Here is a 16,748-nt window from a genome sequence, read left to right on the forward strand (position 1 = left end):
TGAGCAGGCTGTTGTGGCGAGGGAGCTTGCTTCCGCTATGTGGGAGCAAGCTCCCTCGCCACAAATGCCCCAGGATTTCGGGCGTCGCAGTCATACCTGCACCTCTTTCCCATCGGGCCTGGCAAACCGGCGCCCCAGTCGATCGAAATACAGGTAGATCACCGGGGTAGTGAACAACGTCAGCACCTGGCTCACCAACAACCCACCGACCATCACCAACCCCAGAGGCTGGCGCAGTTCGGCGCCGGAACCGGTGGCGAACATCAGCGGTATTGCACCGAACAAGGCCGCCAGGGTGGTCATCAGGATCGGACGGAAGCGCAGTAATGCAGCCTGATAGATCGCCGTCTGCGGGTCGACGCCCCGGTTGCGTTCGGCGTCGAGGGCGAAGTCGATCATCATGATCGCGTTTTTCTTGACGATGCCGATCAGCAGGATGATGCCGATGATCGCGATCATGCCCAGGTCATTGCCGCTGAGAATCAAGGCCAGCAAGGCGCCGATGGCCGCCGAGGGCAAGGTGGAAAGAATGGTGATCGGGTGAATGTAGCTTTCGTACAGCACGCCCAGGACGATGTACATGGTCACCACCGCCGCCAGGATCAGCAGCAAGGTACTCGACAGCGAGGCCTGGAATGCCTGGGCCGCGCCCTGGAACTCGGTCTGCACGCCCACCGGCATGCCGATGTCCCGCTGGACCTTTTCGATTACGTCCACCGCATGCCCCAGGGCCACGCCCGGTGCCAGGTTGAACGACATCATCACCGCCGGGAACTGGCCAATGTGGGCAATCGCCAGTTGCGCCTGGCGTTCTTCGACCCGGGCCAGGCTCGACAGCCGCACCTGCCCGCCGTCGGTGGTCTTGACGTGAATCTGGTCCAGCGCCTGCGGCCCGATCCGCTCCCCGGCCTGGGCCTGCAACACTACGCGGTACTGGCTGGCCTGGGTGTAGATAGTGGAAATCTGCCGCTGGCCGAAGGCGTCATAGAGCGCATCGGTGATGTTCGACACCGAGACGCCCAGGCGAGAGGCTGCGTCGCGGTCGATCACCAGGTAGACCTGCAAACCCTTGTCCTGCAGGTCGCTGGCCACATCGGTCAACTCCGCCTGTTGGGCCAGGGCTTCGACCAGCCGCCCGCTCCAGAGGCTGAGCAATTCGGCGTCCGGCGACGACAGGCTGAACTGGTATTGGGTCCGGCTGACCCGGTCTTCGATGGTCAGGTCCTGCACCGGCTGCATGAACAGGCGAATGCCCACCAGCCGATCCAGTTGCGGCTGCAGGCGGGCAATGATCTCGGTGGCGCTGTCATCCCGTTCGCTGTGGGGCTTGAGGTTGATCAGCAGGCGCCCGCTGTTGAGCGTGGCGTTGTCGCCGTCCACGCCGATGTAGGACGACAGGCTCTCCACCGCCGGGTCCGCCAGGATCACTTTCGCCAATTGCTGCTGGCGCTCGCTCATGGCGGCAAAGGAGATCGATTGTGGCGCCTCGGAAATGCCCTGGATCACCCCGGTGTCCTGCACCGGAAAGAACCCCTTGGGCACGGCCAGGTACAGCACCACCGTCAACACCAGGGTGCCCACCGCCACCAGCAGGGTCAGCGGTTGGTGCTTGAGCACCCATTGCAACTTGCGTCCGTAGGCGGCGATCAACCAGTCGATCCAGGCGCCGCTGGCTCGGTAGAAACGGCCCTGCTCTGCTTCCTTGGGCTCACGCTTGAGCAAGCGGGCGCACATCATCGGCGTCAGGGTCAGGGACACCACCAGGGAAATCAGGATCGCCACCGCCAGGGTGATGGCGAACTCGCGAAACAGCCGTCCCACGACATCGGCCATGAACAGCAGCGGGATCAGCACGGCGATCAGCGACAGCGTCAGGGATATCAGCGTGAAGCCGATCTGCTTCGCGCCCTTGAGTGCTGCCTGCAGCGGGCTGTCGCCCTCCTCGATGAAGCGAGCGATGTTCTCCAGCATGACGATGGCATCGTCCACCACGAAACCGGTGGCAATCGTCAGGGCCATCAGGGTCAGGTTGTTGATGGAAAAACCGGCCAGGTACATCACGCCAAAGGTGCCGATCAGCGACAACGGCACAGCCACCGACGGAATGATCGTGGCACTGACGCGACGCAGGAACAGGAAGGTCACCATGACCACCAGCACGATGGCGATCAGCAACTCATGCTGCACGTCGGTGACCGATGCGCGGATGGTCTGGGTGCGGTCGGTCAGCACGGTGACATCCAGGCCGGCCGGCAGGTTGTCGGTGATGCTCGGCAGCAGGGCCTTGATCCGGTCCACCACTTCGATGACGTTGGCCCCCGGCTGACGCTGGATGTTCAGCAGCACGGCCTGGTTTTCGTTGGCCCAGGCGGCAAGGCGTTCGTTTTCGGCGCCATCGACGATCTGCGCGACGTCCTTGAGCCGCAACGGCGCACCGTTGGCGTAGGCCAGGATCAGTTCGGCGTAATCCTTGGGCGAGGTCAACTGGTCGTTGGCGTCGAGCATCGAGACCCGGGTCGGGCCGTCGAAGTTGCCCTTGGGCTGGTTGACGTTGGAGGCGCCGATCAATGTGCGCACATCCGCCAGGTTCAGGCCGTTGGCCGCCAGGGCCTCGGGATTGACCTTGATTCGCACGGCCTGGCGCTGGCCACCGGCGATGGTGACCATGCCGACGCCGCTGATCTGGGCGATTTTCTGCGCCATGCGGGTGTCCACCAAGTCATTGAGCTTGGGCAGCAGCATGGTCTTGGAGGTGATAGCCAGGGTCAGCACCGGGGTATCGGCCGGGTTGACCTTGTTGTACACCGGCGGTGCCGGCAGGTCCTTGGGCAGCAGGTTGGTGGCCGCATTGATCGCGGCCTGCACCTGCTGCTCGGCGACGTCCATGTTGATGTCGAGGTTGAAGCGCAGGGTAATCACCGACGCACCACCGGAACTGGTGGAGGCCATTTGCGTCAGGCCCGGCATCTGTCCGAACTGGCGCTCCAGGGGCGCGGTCACCGCGCTGGTCATCACATCGGGACTGGCGCCCGGGTACAAGGTCATCACACGGATGGTCGGGTAATCGACCTGGGGCAATGCCGACACCGGCAGCAGCCGATAGGCGATCAGGCCGGCCAGGATGATCGCCAGCATGCTCAGGGTGGTGGCGACCGGGCGAAGGATGAACAGCCGCGAGAGATTCATGCGCCGCCCTTTTTCGCCTTGTCGGCCGCAACCGGCTCAGCGGGCACCGCTGCGGACTTGCCCTGCAGGTGCTCGGTCGGCGTGGTGGGCACTTCCTGGCTGTCGCTGACCACTTCCACTTCACTGCCTTCCTTCAAGCGATCGGTGCCTTCGAGCACCACCCGGTCACCGGCGACCAGGCCTTCGGTGACCACGGTGTTCGCACCGTCGCTGGCGCCGATCTTCAGCTTTTTGATGGTGACCTTCTTGTCGCCATCCAGGGCATAGACGAAGGTGCCATTGGTGCCGAACTGAATGGCCGCCGTCGGTGCCAGGGTCACGCCTTTGAGGGTGTCGGCCAGCAGGCGGACATTGACGAACTGGTTGGGGAACAGCGACTGGTCGCGGTTCTCGTAGCGGGCCTTGAACTTCAAGGTGCCGGTGGTGACATCGATCTGGTTGTCCAGGCTTTGCAGCACGCCGCTGGCCTGCAGCTTCACATCGCCCCGGTCCCAGGCTTCGACTGGCAGTTTCGCCCCGCTGCGATAACGGGCGAGCACCGTGTCGAGGTTGTTTTCCGGCAAGGTGAACACGACGCTGATGGGTTGGGTCTGGGTGATGACTGCCAGGGCCGTGGTGTCGTTGGCCGCCACCAGGTTGCCGATATCCAGTTGCCGCAAGCCGACCCGCCCGGAGATGGGCGCGCGGATCTTGGTGAATTCGAGGTTGAGCTTGGCGTCGTTGACCGCCGCCTGGTTGGTCTTGACCGTGCCCTGGTACTGACCCACCAGCGCCGCGGCGGTGTCGAGGGTCTGCTTGGCAATACTGTCTTCAGCGTACAGGCCGCGATACCGCTCAAAGTCTACCTGGGCATTTTTCAACTGGGCCTGGTTCTGCAACAGCGTGCCTTCGGCCTGGAGCAAGGCGTTCTGGTACGGACGCGGGTCGATCTCGGCCAGCAGGTCCCCGGCCTTGACCATCTGCCCTTCTTCGAAAGCGATCTTGACCAGTTCGCCACCCACGCGGCTGCGCACGTTGATGGTATTGAGGGCCGTGACCGTGCCCAGCGCCTTGTAGTACAGCGGGAAATCCCCGGTCACCGCCGGCGCCACCCGCACCGGAATCGGCCCCGTAGCCCCACCGAACCCTGGCCGCATGCCACCCGAGCGCCCCATGTGCCCCGCCGCGGCTTTATCCCCTGCCCCAGGCTTCTGCGCCGAGCCACTGGGCCAGAACTTCCAGGCCAGCGCCGCGACCACCAATACGATGAACAGGCCGAACAACCAGCGACGGGAATTGCGGGAAACAGAGGATTGCATGGAGTGATCAACCATTGGGCGCGTGGACTTCTTTTACGGGAGGCTGAACGATAAGCACTGGCGGGTGTTTAGCAAAGCGCCTTTACCGGCAATTTACGTTGGGCTTACCTGGCACATAGTCGGCTAACGCCTTGAAGCACAAAAGAAAACGGCCTGGACAGGGCCAGGCCGTTAACAATTGTAATAAATACCTTATTTCAGAACGGCCAACGCAGCGTCGTAGTTTGGCTCTTCACCGATTTCCTTGACCAGCTCGCTGTGCAGCACGGTGTCGTTTTCGTCCAGCACCACCACGGCACGGGCGGTCAGGCCTTTGAGCGGGCCATCAGCGATTGCCACGCCGTAGTCCTGGATGAACTCGGCACCGCGCAGGGTCGACAGGTTCTGGACGTTTTCCAGGCCTTCGGCACCGCAGAAACGCGCCTGGGCAAACGGCAGGTCGGCGGAGATGCACAGCACCACAGTGTTGGTCAGGCCGTTGGCCTGGGCATTGAACTTGCGCACGGAGGTGGCGCAGGTCGGCGTGTCGACACTTGGGAAAATGTTCAGCACTTTGCGCTTGCCGGCGAAGTCCTTCAGGGAAACGTCCGACAGATTGCCGGCAACCAGGGAAAAGGCTGGCGCCTTGGAACCGGCTTGTGGCAACTGGCCGTTGACTTGGACCGGGTTGCCTTTGAGGGTGACTTGAGCCATGAACGGATTCCTTCTGACAGGTTTGAAAATGGTGAGGCCGGAGTTAACCACGAAATGCTTGCGCGACCTATGGTTGGACATAAAAAGTCGTGGTTTGGACGCCGGCGCGTGAGGTAACGGCGGTGGTTATTTAGCCTTGAATTTCAGAAACGACTGATGCAAATCCGACGCCCAGCCATCGATGACCCCTTTGACGTCATCGGGCTTCATCACCTGGGACTCGTTGGACAACGGCTTGCCCGTGCCTTTGCGCACCACCTGGGCGACCACCGCGTTGTTGCCACCATCGAGAAAAACCGCTTCGGTGCCCAGGGTGGTTTCCTGGTCGCGAATGCCGCTGGCCGTGCTGACAGCGGCCGCCACCAGCGCAATCGGGATCACCTCATAAGGTTTCAAGCCTTCGGTCTTGCTGCCGACAGCCGTGATGGCCGCCCGCATCACCAATACACCCGGCCCAGGAGCTGTCGCCAGGGGCAAGGACTTTCCCGCTTCCCGCTTGAGGGCCTGATCGTAATAAGCGGTGATACCGGACAGCGTGGCCTGGGGGATCTTCACGGTCGGCTGCGGCTTGGGGTAAAGCTGTGTCGGCTCGATATAGAGACTGGTGTACTTGCCCGGGTCGATCTTCGGATCGACCCAACGCATCACCTCGGCCCCCGACGGCGACTTCTCTTCCTTGAGCCGGCTGTAATCCCCCAGGAACCCGGAGTACTCATCCGGCTGGGTGACTTTGCTGGAGCAACCCGCCAAGGCGAGCGAGGCAATGCAAACAGTGCCGATCATCGACGAAAACTTCATGCTGTCACTCCTGTAAGCCACACGAGGCGGGGCCGGAACTACAGGTATAGCCAATGGACAGGTTTTTGCCTGCGCTGAGAAGCGCGTGCGTGATTCAGCCGCGTTCACGCGGTATCAGGCTCTGCAACTGTTGTGCGAGGAAGTTGGCATCGAAAGCAAATGTGTCGGGGTCCTTCAAGCCGTTGGTCCGGCGCCATTGCCATTGCACCGATGGCGGTTGGCAAACCAGCGAAATACTGCCGTGACGGGTCGCCGCCAGGCCAATGATCGACAAAGAAATCAGCCCACCTACGCCCATCACCTCCGGAACGAATTCCACCGGTCTACCGGTGATGGTCAAGGTCAGTTTTTCAGTCTTGAAACCGGACGTCTCTACCGGAGCGCTCGGCCCGTGCGCCACATAGGTCTCACGGCTAAGTTCCAGCAGGCCGAGCGCCATGACGGGCGCCAGCCATTGCTCGATTTGCCCGTACAACGCCTTGATCTGTTCGGCCCAGACCGTTGCCTGGGCCTGGTGCAGTTGTTTCTTGTGCGCTTCGCTGTCGGCGTAGTGACGAAGCATCTCGCCCAATTGCTGTACATCGTCCATGGGCCGGTCCTCGATTAAGGGAGTACTGCGAAGCGCGATGATGACAGGTTCAAGACGTTGGCGTACGTAAAAGCCCTCTTTGCCTGCGCGCTGGGCTCTTCAGCGCAACCGCGCCATCGCCAGGGTATCCACCCAGCGACCGTCACGCACGGCGTAGTCGCGCATCAGGCCTTCGGTTTCGAAGCCGAACTTGCGGTACAGCCCGATGGCCGCTTCGTTGTCAGCGTACACCGTCAACTCGACCCGCCGCAGGTTCATCCAGTTGTCCGCAACCTCCAGCGCGGCCGCGAGCAGCATCGACCCCACGCCTTTGCCCTGCCAGGCGACAGCCACGCCCATGCCGAGACTGCCGCAATGGGCACGGCGCACGCGCGAAAACTGCTCCAGTCCCAGGTTGCCGATGACTTCACCCTCGTGCAGGGCCACCAGTTTCAATAAACGCTCGTCGTCCATTGCCAGACGCTTACGCCAGACTTCGGTGGACTGGAAAGGCATTTGCAGCACTTGGCGAGTCACCGCCGGATCGTTGTAGAGCGCGGTGACACCGGCGATGTGGGCTTCAGTGAAGCGTACGAGGGTGATCGATGATTCGGACATGCAGCTCCTCCCTGGAGGCGTGACAAGGCCAATCACTATAAGCCGCGCCAGGCGCTATGGGGAACCTGTGGGAGCGGTGGTTTTGGCATCCGCGTTGACGGATACACCGCTATCGCGAGCAAGCTCGCTCCCACAGGATTATCGTGCTACCAGCTAGGTCTGGAACCAATCCCGGCGCTCATCCAGCGTGTGATGGATCAGCTCACGAAGCATCTGCACCTCTGGCGAGCCTTCGGCCTGGGCATTGACGGCCATCCACAAGTACCGTTGCATCGACGGGCCGAACACTTGCGGCAATGCCACCAGGCCTCGGTCGAAACGGCTCATGTACTGCGGCAACAGACCGATGCAGGCGCTGCAGCGAATCATTTCCAGCATCAATTCGTAGGATTGCACCTGCACCACGCCGGCCCGGCGCTGTTCTATCAGGGCATTCCACGGGGCGAAGCCATCCACGTGTCGGTCCGCCTGCCATTGCACCAGCATGTAGTCGTTCAGGTCCTCCAGGCAATCCGGGCGCGTGGCCGGTCGTGAATAGCGCTTGGCGATGTGCGGCACATAGTCCATCCGCGCCAGTCGATCCGCGGGCAACGTGGCGAAGCTCGGCCCTGGCACCGACACCTGGGCATCACTCAACCAGAGCACCAGGTCGGCGCTGACGGCTTGCAGTGCCAGTTCACTGTCCAGGGTGATGATCTGCAGTCGCACGCTGGCGTTGCGCCGTAGCAACGAGATCAGGTCGCGTCCCAGGATGTCATGCAGAATCGACTCGGCCACGGCGAGGCGAATCAAGGGTTGATCGTTCAGCGGCGGCGCACTTTCGTGGGCCAGGGTGATCAATCGCGCCTGCAACTGCCGGCCTTCACGAGTGAGGGTCAAGGCGCTGCCTTGGAAGCTGAACAGCGAGCGTTGCAGGCGCGTCTCCAACTGCGCCAACTGCTTGCGCAGCCAGGTTGCCTTGACGTTGAGGCTACGAGCCGCTTGCATGAAGCAGCCGCAACGGGCACTGACCAGGAAACACTGCGCCACCTGCGGTTCAATACCGCCGGCCAATGTCAGCCAGGGATCGGGGACACGCAACGGTGTGCGGTATGCGGTGACAGCCTGGCGTCCTGCGGGCTCGGTGAAGGTCATGGGTGACTCCCTGTCGGTTGTACGAATTATTTGGGCCGGCCTAAAGCCCCTCCTCCAGCACCTTGCTCAACTGCGCGCCATCGATGCTCAACGTGGCCGTGTCGAGCATGCCGTCCAGGTAGGCCTTGGCGATCTGTTCCTGGCGCTGGGCGCGCAGGGCCTGGGTCAGGCGTTCGCGGACGTCGTCCAGGGTCGCTTCCCGGGCCGGCTGTTGTTCGGTGAGCTTGATGACATGAAACCCCGCCGGACTTTGCACCGGGTCCGACACCGCGCCGACCTTCAGGCGCGCCACCGCCTCACGCACCGGCGGGACCAGTTGCTGCAAGGGCTGGAAACCACTGTCACCGCCGCGCTCGGCACTGCTGCGGTCCTGGGAAAAACGACTGGCCAGGGCGCCGAATTCAGCGGGCGAGGCCTGGGCCTTCTTGCTCAACTCCAGCGCTTGCCGGCGCACCGCCTCTACGGTTTGCGGCTCGGTGGCTGCCAGGAAAATCTGGCTGACGCGGTACAACGCCGGTGCGGTCCAGTTGGCTTTCCCGGCGTCATAAGCCTGCTTCAACTCGTCTTCACTGGGATACCCGGCGGGCACCTGGCTGACCGACCGCAAGTAGTCGCGAAACACAATCTGCTCAGCCGCCGCCCGGGTCTGGCGCTCCACCTCGGGCCGCTCGCGCCAGCCCTGGGCGTCGGCCTGCTCCAACACGGCCTTTTCCGCCAGGCGGGCACGAATCCAGCCTTCCAGCGCAGCCCGATTGCCACGCATTTGCTGGCGAACTTCAGGAGCCAGCGCGGCCAGCAATGCCTTGAGTTCATCGGGGCTGACGTGCTGGTTGCCCAAGCGCGCCAGGCTCGGCGAGTCGGCCGTAGCAACGCTTACGGTCTGTACCGCGGCGACCGGATCGCTTCCCGGCCGCAGACCCAGCACCAGCGCCACGGCGAGCAGGCCCAGCGCTGCGGCGCTGATGACGAAGGTCGGCTTTTTCACGATGCGACGGCCTCCTCCGATGGCGCCTCGACGGGCTCGGCCGGGGTTTGCAGGCGCGCCGCGTTCTGGCTGTACTCACGCAGGTAGACAATGAACTCCTGCAACAGGCGATCCCACAGTTCCAGGTGGCTGCGCAAATGATCGGCGCTCACGCCTGCCGCGACCACCACGTCCATTTCCATCACCAGGAACTCACCCTGCAGCGACAACCGGGCAAAGCGGCGCGAGGCGTTCCACAACGCCACCAACCCAGCTGGCAACTCGCCCTGTACCCGCAAGGCGCAGCTGAAGGTGAAGTCCAGGTATTGGCCCGCTGTCGGCGCAGGATTACCCAAACGCACCGCAAAGCCGATGCCCTGGCTGGCACTGAGCAGTTGCACGATGCCGTTCTGCTCGGTTTCGTTGACCCGATAACCCGCAGCCTGCAACCACTCGGTCAGGGATTTTGCACCGACGTATTCAATCATTGAGGTCATGCTCGCGTCTTCCTTGTTCTGTTCAGTGAGTGATCGAGGCCTGGGGCGCATCGAAACGGTTCTTGTAGAGATCATCGCCAAAGCCCTGGGCCAGCTCTTCGAAACGCACCCGGGCCTTGGCCGCGAACGGCTGGCGGATCTTCATGATGTCGGTCACATCAATGGTTTCGTAGGCATGCAGCAGCGTCTTGGCGACTTCGTACATTTGCTGATTCTTGACCGAACATTGCTGCACTTGTGTGTCACGCTCGGTCAATTGCGCCTCCAGGCGGGCGCGCTCGGTCTCTTTGCCACGGGCCAGGGTCAACAGTTCTTCATAGGCTTTCTTGAATTTGCCGATTTGCTCGTTGCTCGCCGCCACCTGGGCCTGGGCCTGGTTTTGCAGGTTTTGCTGATGTCCGGCCAGCTGCTCGGCCAGGGCTTGGGCCTTGCTCAGTTGTGCGGTCAATTGCTTGATCTGCGCCTGGGCCTCCTTGGCCTGGCTCTCGGCAGCCTGACGAGCGGCGCTGGCCTGGGCCTGCTCGCTTTGCAGGGCCTGCAACTGGGCGGTGGTACTGCGCAGCTGTGCCCGCAGCCGCTCTTCCAGGCCTTCGCCGTGCGCCAAGCCACTGAGCAGCAGACCCAGCATCAGCAACGCAGCCGGGCATGGGTATTTGGCTCGCCTTTTCATGAGGTCTCCCTGCGCTTAGAAGCGCGTGTTGATTTCAAGCTGCAAGACATCGATGTCGTACGGCGCGCCGTACACCGCTTCGGAACTCAACCAGCGACCGGTGGCGAAGACGTTGCTCGCCAGGCCATAGTTGCCGCCCAGGAAATAACCCTTGGCATTGGTACCGCCCAAGTGGAATGACGAATCGTTGAAGCCGTCCGGCAAGGCATCGGGCTGGATGTACTTGTAGCCGGCGAACAGGTTCCAGTCGCCCTCGCGCTTGAGCTCCAGGGAGTTACCCAGGGTGAACTGGAGCATCCAGGCGTTGGCGCCACTTTCCACCTCGCCATCGCTGTCCAGGTTGTTGGCGAATTGCCCGGCGGAGCGCTTGCGCATCTCGCCTTCGTCGTAGCCCAGGTTGTGGACGTAGTGGGCCTGGCTGCGCAGCTTCAGGTCTTCGGGCAGATCGGTGTCCCACGCCAGGTTCAGGTCCAGCAGGTTGAATTCCGAGGCCAGGCCGACGTATTGCGGCTGTGGCGTGGTGGACGGGTTGAGAGGATTGGGCGCGATGTCGCGCAGCAGGAACACGGTGTTGCCCTTTTGCATGAACGCCACGCGTGAACCGTCGCTGTCGCAGCCTGGATCACCGGCCCAAGGCTGGCACGACGAAGAGCGCTGGCCTTCGATGTCGTCGAAGCGGTAATAGGCCATGGCCCCCTTGATCCGGTTGCTGTCGTTGATGGCCCAGTTGGCCCCCAGTTGCGCACCGTACAACCACTTGTTGTCGCTCTCCTCCTTGTCGCTGCCGTTGCTGGTGCTGGTGTCGTTGGTGTACTCCACCGGGAACGCGCCAACAGTACCGAACACGCCCCAGTCCTGATTGAGCTTGTGGTTGAAGTTCGCCGCCACACCGTCGAAGTTCAGGTCACCGGAATACAACAGGTCGGTGGAGAAAAACGGGTTGGCGAAACGCCCGCCGGTCAGGGTCAATTCGTCCGATGGCTTCCAGGTCAGGTAGCCCTGGTCGAGCCAGATGTCTTTCTTGCCAAAACCACCACCGAGGGTCTGGGTGGTGGACACCGGGTTGTTGTCGGAGCCGGTACCGATGCGGATGCCCGCGGTCCATTGCGGGGCAATCACGGCCTTCATGCCCAGGCGTGCGCGCAGGCGGAACAGGTTCTCGCGGTCTTCACGGGTGTTGAGCAACGGCGGCAGGCTGGAGCTGCTGTTGGGGTTGACGTCGTAGGGGCCCTTGTCATTGAGCCGGGCGAAGTCGACGATTTCGTTGCTGTTGGTGCCCGAGTAATAGCGCGACTCATCCCGCAGGCGAATGTCGCCATCGAAACTGATGCGCGAGACCCAATCCGGGAAGGTGTTGGGCTGGGCCCAGTTTTCCTGCTTGGCGGTGGCCATGACTTCAGCCTTGACCTGGTCGCGGATCTGCTCACGCACGATGTTCGGCACGTATTGCACCCGCACGTCCCCCGGCGCGCCGGCCGGCGTTGCGGCAACCGCCGTGGCTGCCTGGCGGGCCTGCACGGCTTCCCGTTCAGCCTGGGCGATCAAGCCATCGGCCTGATCCTGTTTCAACACGCCCTGCTGCACCAGCAGGCGGATCAGATTGATCGTGGCGTTTTCCGAGGGCGCTGGGGCGGCGGCCGCGTGCCCGGCCAGGCTCAGGACCACCAGGCCGATCGCCCACGATAATCGATTCACATTGGAAATCATCTGCACACAACTCCTTTGGCAAACTTTCAAATAGTCGGTTAACCCGGCCGCCGTCCCTGCAAGGACAAGCGCACGGGTAAAGTCAGGGAGGCCGGTGGCCGTTCACTCAAATGGGGCGCGGCACGCAGGGCGGAAATAACTTGTTCGTCCACTTGCGGGTTGCCGCTGGACTTGACCAACTCGACCCGGGTGATTTCGCCCACGGCACTGAGCCAGACATCGGCCTGCAGCGAGAACGCCAGGCTGCGCAAGTCGGGGTTTTCTCGCAGCAAGCGCTGGAAGGTGAATGCCAGGAACTGGCTGTAAGTGCCATTGCCCAGGCGCCCGCCCCCTGCCCCAGCCATGCCGCCGCCCTTGCCCGCGCCGATGTTGAAGGCGTCGTTGCCGGATTGGGCATCGCCGTCCATCTGCATCGGGTTCGCCAGGTCATCGACCGGCGACGGCGGTGCCTCTTCCTCGGGCTTGACCTCTTCGGGTTCCGGGGTCGGCTCTGGCTCGACCACCTTCTCCTCGACCTGGGGTTCCGGCTCCTTGGGTTTCTCCGGCGGTGGTGGGGGCGGAGGCGGCAGCGGGATAATGGTCGGCACCTTCGGCGCTTCGCGGCGCACGCCACTCATGTCATTGGCCCACTGCCACAGCAGCCAGGCCGCCACGGCACCCAGCGCCAGGCCGGCGGCCCATTTGAGCAGGCGCAACGGCGAGGTCTTCACCGGGGGCGGATCGATGGGAAGTCTGGCGGTCATGGTCAGCCCTGGCTCGGTTTGCCGGTCACCAGACCGACCTGGGACAGTTCCAGGCGCCGCAGCAGGTCCAGCACTTCTATGACTTTCTGGTACTGCACCGTCGCGTCGCCGCGCACGATCACCGGGAAGTCCGGGCTCTGGGCCTTTTCGATGCGCAGGCGCTCTTCCAGCTCGGCCAGGGTCACCGGATAGGCATCGAGGAAGACCTGCCCGCCGTCGTTCACCGAAATCGCCTTGGTCTTGGCTTCGGACAACGACACCGAGGCACTGGCCTTGGGCAGGTTGATCTGGATACCCGACACCTGGGCCGTGGCCGTGAGGATGAACATCACCAGCACCACCATGAGCACGTCCACCAGCGGCGTGATGTTGATGCTGTCGACCGCCGCGTCATCGTCGTCATCGTGTGAAGCGTTTACGCTAGCCATGGCGATTCCCTCAGGCCGGTACGGACGATTGGACGTGATGATTACGGCGATGCGCCGCTTCACCGGACTGGCCTTCGCCGTGCATCTCCGCCAGGCGCGTAATGAACTCGTCGACGAAGACCCGCATGTCGGCGCTGACTTCCTTGTTGCGGGTGATCAGGCGGTTGTAGCCAAACAGCGCCGGGATCGCGACGAACAGGCCCATGGCGGTGGCGAGCAATGCCGCGGCCATGCCCGGGGCAATGGCGTTGATGTTCACGTCACCGGCCATGGCCGTGCCGAGGAACACCACCATGATCCCCAGCACGGTGCCGAGCAGGCCGATGTACGGACCGCCGGCGATGGCGTTGGACAGGGTCGAGAGCTTCGAACTCAGTGCTTGGTTTTCCCGGGTGCGCACGCCGTCCATGGAACAGCGGATCGCTTCGATGGTGGCTGCCGACACCGACGAAGTGTCAGCGCCCTGCTCGCGGCGGGTGCGGATCTCCTTGACGGCCACCAGGTACAAACGCCACAGCGACGAATGTTGCAGGCGCTGGGCGAGGCCCTGGTCGTCGGCGAACATTTCCAGGCGTGTGCCGATCTGGGCGAACTGTTCGCGGAAGGCATCGTTGGCCGCGCTGAGACGGCTGACCATGCGGTTCTTGCGGATCATGATGATCCACGACTGGAACATCATCAGCACCAGTACCCCGATGATCACCCAGGCGTCCATCGGCACGGCCTTGAGCAGGAAACCCAGGCTGCCAAAGCCGAAACCGGACTGTTCTTCATCGACACCGTAGGCCACCAGTTTCGACTCGGCGCCCTGGGCATTGGCGTCAGCCAACAACAGCGGCGCCGGACGGGCGACCTTGGACAGGCGCGCTTCGTCCATGGCCCCGCCAAATGGCGCGAAGGCACCTGCGGAAAGGTCGGCCCCCAGGGCTATCGGCGAATTGAACGCTGGCATCGCCACCGCCAGGCTCGCGGTTTCACGCCCATTGACGTACAGCACGACCCGGTCGCCCGAGGCGGTCAACGCCAGGTGCTGCCACTGGCCAGGGTTCAGTGGCTGGGTCGAGACCGCACGCTGGTCATTGATCGCTACGAACGGCACACCCTGGTTGACGCCAACCAACAGGCTGGTAACGGCTTCGCGACGGGCCAGGATGATCTGTTCGCCACTGGCCTGGTCCTGGCGCAGCCAGGTGCTGAAGGTGAACGCTGCACCGGCACTGTGTTGCAACGAAGGGCTGGCCGGCAACAACAGCGGCTGGCCGTTGAACTGCAAGGCACGCCCGATCACGCCGTCGATGCTGACACCGGCCGCGCCCTGGGCATTGTTGCCGTAGGCCGTGGTGTCCCGGGGCGGTACGCCGGTGGCGCCGTCAAAGTGGTACAACGCGGTGTAGTCCGGGTCGAAGGTCAACTGGCCGCTGCCCGTGGCCGGCGCCTTCTGGTTTCCGTAATACATCCACACGTCCTGACGCTGGCCACCCTCCACGCTCGGCACATCAACCCATATCAGCGCCATGCCCATCAACGGGTCGAAGCTTTCGATCTGGTGATTGAGCACGGTCTTGTCATCGGCACTGACGAAACGCAGGTCCGAGCCGTCGTCCTTGACGCCGTCGAAGGTGAAATTGCCGGTGTGCAGGCGCACCAGCAACGCGGTGCGACCCAAGGCCTGGGCGATGGCGGCGCCCTGGGGCGTGGTGTCCACGGAAATCTGTTTGCGGTAGTGCCAATCATCCTGCCACCAGGCGTTGGCGGTCGCCGGAAGCACCAGCCCCAGGCAGATAAACAGGGATAACAATAAGCGTTGCATGGACATGACTCCTGGGTTCAAAACGTCGCTTGCAGGTTGAAATGCAGGCGCGATTCCTGTTTCGAGGTGTTCGGCCCTTCGAGCAGCGGATAGCCCCAGTCGAGGCTGCCGGACAGCCATTTGCTCAGGCTGGCGCGGGTGCCGAGGCCGACGCTGGCGAGGCTGTAGTCGGCCTCCTGGTCGGGCAGTTCGTCGCGCAAGTACAACTGCGCGCCTTCGGCGAAGGCATAGAAGCGCCACTCCTGGACATAACTGCCGAGAAACTTGGCCAGGGACGGTGTGCGCAGCTCCTGGGACAGCAAGTAGCCGTCATCACCGGTGCGCTCGGCGGCCAGGTAGCCACGCACCGAGGTGGCGCCACCGGCAGAGAATTGTTCGTTGGAAACCAGCGGCCCGGAGGCGAGTTGGAAGGCGGCCTTGGAGGCGGTCTGCCAATCATTGCCGAAGGTGAAGGTGTAATTGCCGTCGCCCTTGAGCACGGCGAAGCTGGGGCTGGCGCGATAGCGCTTGTAGTCGAATTCTTCGTCGGAGCTGCCATAGCCCAGCAGGCTGCGGGTACCCGCCACCAGGCTCAGGCCGAGGCCCAACTGGCTGTGTTCGGTGTAGCGAAAGCCGTTGTAGGCGAAGGTGAACGGCGCGTACTTGAGCGGTGCCTTATCGCTGGCACCACCGAGGTTGAGCTCTTCTTCGAAATCCTTGAAATCCACCCCGACCGAAAAACTGTTGGCCCATGCCCCACTGGACGGCAGGCTGTAGATCGCCGACACCCCGTAGGAATGACCTTTGCCCAACACGTTGCTGCCGCCAACCGTCGCTACGTTGCTGTCGGATTGGTAACCCGAGAACTGCACACTCCAGCGTTCGCTCAGCGGCGCGGTATAGGAGCCCGACCAGACCTTGGCGTTTTCGGTGTCCTGGGGTGCGGTGAAGAAGGTCAGCGAAACGCTGTGGCCCAGTTGCCAGAGGTTGTTGTAACCCAGGCTGGCGACCGTGCGCAGCTTCTCGGTGTCGGCACTGTAGTCGTTGTTCAGCCCCAGGCTGGCCTGCCAGGGGTCCTGGTCTTCGACCTGCAAATCCACGTCCATCGTCCCGGGGCGCTGGCCTTCACGCACCAGCGGCATGACCTGGCGCCCCGGGGTTTTGTTCAGCAGCGCCAGTTCTGCCTGGACCTGGGCGAAATCAGGCACCTCGCCTTCCTTGAGCGCCGGCACGTCATCACGGATTTCGACGGGTGAATAATGTTTGGCCCCCACCACCCGTACCCGGCCGATCTTGGTTTCGCTGACTTGCAGGTAGACGATGCCGTCTTCGACTTTTTGCTCTGGCAACTCAACGAACACCGATTGATAACCCCGGGCCTGATAGACCTTTTGCAAGGCCTCCCGGGCGCCTTCGATGTCGCTCAAGGCCTTTTGCGGGCCGAGGAACGGGTACACCGCTTCCTCGATGGCCCGGGCATCGAGCACGGTGTTGCCCCGCACGAAATACTCGTTCACGTCCACCAGGCGCGCCGACGCCGCTTCGGCCTCCTGCCCTCCTTCGGCGGCGAACGCCGACGGCCCCCCGACCGCCAGCAGCAACCAGCCCCACAGCGCCGGCCGCGATTTGAAGAAATGCTCCACACCACCCCCTGA

The 16,748-nt window shown here is 63.0% G+C and carries 15 protein-coding genes; all 15 read right to left on the reverse strand.

The window, feature by feature from the left end; genetic code table 11:
• Positions 1–90 precede the first annotated feature (90 nt).
• Positions 91–3,186: an MdtB/MuxB family multidrug efflux RND transporter permease subunit gene (locus AB4O09_RS16250; RefSeq protein ID WP_003201732.1), complete on the reverse strand. Its 3,096-nt coding sequence runs from the start codon at positions 3,184–3,186 to the stop codon at positions 91–93.
• A complete protein-coding gene (locus AB4O09_RS16255) occupies positions 3,183–4,499 on the reverse strand; it encodes an MdtA/MuxA family multidrug efflux RND transporter periplasmic adaptor subunit (protein ID WP_003201731.1) in 1,317 nt (438 codons plus the stop codon). The genes AB4O09_RS16250 and AB4O09_RS16255 overlap by 4 nt, the downstream gene beginning before the upstream one ends.
• A gap of 177 nt (positions 4,500–4,676) precedes the next feature.
• Positions 4,677–5,177: a thiol peroxidase gene (gene tpx / locus AB4O09_RS16260; protein ID WP_013693326.1), complete on the reverse strand. Its 501-nt coding sequence runs from the start codon at positions 5,175–5,177 to the stop codon at positions 4,677–4,679.
• A 126-nt stretch (positions 5,178–5,303) separates the two neighbouring features.
• The gene (locus AB4O09_RS16265) at positions 5,304–5,975 is read right to left on the reverse strand and encodes a DUF3313 domain-containing protein (RefSeq protein WP_003201727.1); all 672 of its coding nucleotides are present in this window, start codon (positions 5,973–5,975) and stop codon (positions 5,304–5,306) included.
• A gap of 94 nt (positions 5,976–6,069) precedes the next feature.
• Positions 6,070–6,564 (reverse strand): hypothetical protein, encoded by a 495-nt coding sequence (locus AB4O09_RS16270; protein ID WP_027913040.1) that lies wholly within the window; start codon positions 6,562–6,564, stop codon positions 6,070–6,072.
• Positions 6,565–6,663: 99 nt separating this feature from the next.
• Entirely contained in the window at positions 6,664–7,161 is a 498-nt protein-coding gene (locus AB4O09_RS16275) for a GNAT family N-acetyltransferase (protein WP_003201722.1), read from the reverse strand.
• Between the two features lie 153 nt (positions 7,162–7,314).
• Positions 7,315–8,295: a LysR family transcriptional regulator gene (locus AB4O09_RS16280; RefSeq protein WP_003201721.1), complete on the reverse strand. Its 981-nt coding sequence runs from the start codon at positions 8,293–8,295 to the stop codon at positions 7,315–7,317.
• A gap of 40 nt (positions 8,296–8,335) precedes the next feature.
• Positions 8,336–9,280: a peptidylprolyl isomerase gene (locus tag AB4O09_RS16285; RefSeq protein ID WP_003201720.1), complete on the reverse strand. Its 945-nt coding sequence runs from the start codon at positions 9,278–9,280 to the stop codon at positions 8,336–8,338.
• Positions 9,277–9,756, reverse strand: coding sequence for a YbjN domain-containing protein (locus AB4O09_RS16290; RefSeq protein ID WP_027913039.1), 480 nt, complete (start codon positions 9,754–9,756; stop codon positions 9,277–9,279). The genes AB4O09_RS16285 and AB4O09_RS16290 overlap by 4 nt, the downstream gene beginning before the upstream one ends.
• 22 nt (positions 9,757–9,778) lie before the next feature.
• A complete protein-coding gene (locus AB4O09_RS16295) occupies positions 9,779–10,426 on the reverse strand; it encodes a hypothetical protein (RefSeq protein WP_013693324.1) in 648 nt (215 codons plus the stop codon).
• A 15-nt stretch (positions 10,427–10,441) separates the two neighbouring features.
• Entirely contained in the window at positions 10,442–12,133 is a 1,692-nt protein-coding gene (locus tag AB4O09_RS16300; RefSeq protein ID WP_003201714.1) for a putative porin, read from the reverse strand.
• Between the two features lie 38 nt (positions 12,134–12,171).
• Entirely contained in the window at positions 12,172–12,876 is a 705-nt protein-coding gene (locus AB4O09_RS16305; protein WP_003201712.1) for an energy transducer TonB family protein, read from the reverse strand.
• A gap of 2 nt (positions 12,877–12,878) precedes the next feature.
• Positions 12,879–13,304 (reverse strand): ExbD/TolR family protein, encoded by a 426-nt coding sequence (locus AB4O09_RS16310; protein WP_003201710.1) that lies wholly within the window; start codon positions 13,302–13,304, stop codon positions 12,879–12,881.
• Positions 13,305–13,314: 10 nt separating this feature from the next.
• Entirely contained in the window at positions 13,315–15,114 is a 1,800-nt protein-coding gene (locus tag AB4O09_RS16315; RefSeq protein WP_003201708.1) for a DUF2341 domain-containing protein, read from the reverse strand.
• 17 nt (positions 15,115–15,131) lie between these two features.
• The gene (locus AB4O09_RS16320) at positions 15,132–16,736 is read right to left on the reverse strand and encodes a ShlB/FhaC/HecB family hemolysin secretion/activation protein (protein ID WP_027913037.1); all 1,605 of its coding nucleotides are present in this window, start codon (positions 16,734–16,736) and stop codon (positions 15,132–15,134) included.
• Positions 16,737–16,748 lie beyond the last annotated feature (12 nt).

This window comes from Pseudomonas sp. H1_F01 (genome assembly GCF_054681425.1).

Coding starts and splice junctions, on each gene's coding strand:
- AB4O09_RS16255 (WP_003201731.1), bottom strand. CDS start 4,499: ATGGTTGATCACTCCATGCAATCCTCTGTTTCCCGCAATTCCCGTCGC.
- AB4O09_RS16310 (WP_003201710.1), bottom strand. CDS start 13,304: ATGGCTAGCGTAAACGCTTCACACGATGACGACGATGACGCGGCGGTC.
- AB4O09_RS16250 (WP_003201732.1), bottom strand. CDS start 3,186: ATGAATCTCTCGCGGCTGTTCATCCTTCGCCCGGTCGCCACCACCCTG.
- AB4O09_RS16290 (WP_027913039.1), bottom strand. CDS start 9,756: ATGACCTCAATGATTGAATACGTCGGTGCAAAATCCCTGACCGAGTGG.
- AB4O09_RS16305 (WP_003201712.1), bottom strand. CDS start 12,876: ATGACCGCCAGACTTCCCATCGATCCGCCCCCGGTGAAGACCTCGCCG.
- AB4O09_RS16300 (WP_003201714.1), bottom strand. CDS start 12,133: ATGATTTCCAATGTGAATCGATTATCGTGGGCGATCGGCCTGGTGGTC.
- AB4O09_RS16280 (WP_003201721.1), bottom strand. CDS start 8,295: ATGACCTTCACCGAGCCCGCAGGACGCCAGGCTGTCACCGCATACCGC.
- AB4O09_RS16275 (WP_003201722.1), bottom strand. CDS start 7,161: ATGTCCGAATCATCGATCACCCTCGTACGCTTCACTGAAGCCCACATC.
- AB4O09_RS16270 (WP_027913040.1), bottom strand. CDS start 6,564: ATGGACGATGTACAGCAATTGGGCGAGATGCTTCGTCACTACGCCGAC.
- tpx (WP_013693326.1), bottom strand. CDS start 5,177: ATGGCTCAAGTCACCCTCAAAGGCAACCCGGTCCAAGTCAACGGCCAG.
- AB4O09_RS16315 (WP_003201708.1), bottom strand. CDS start 15,114: ATGCAACGCTTATTGTTATCCCTGTTTATCTGCCTGGGGCTGGTGCTT.
- AB4O09_RS16295 (WP_013693324.1), bottom strand. CDS start 10,426: ATGAAAAGGCGAGCCAAATACCCATGCCCGGCTGCGTTGCTGATGCTG.
- AB4O09_RS16265 (WP_003201727.1), bottom strand. CDS start 5,975: ATGAAGTTTTCGTCGATGATCGGCACTGTTTGCATTGCCTCGCTCGCC.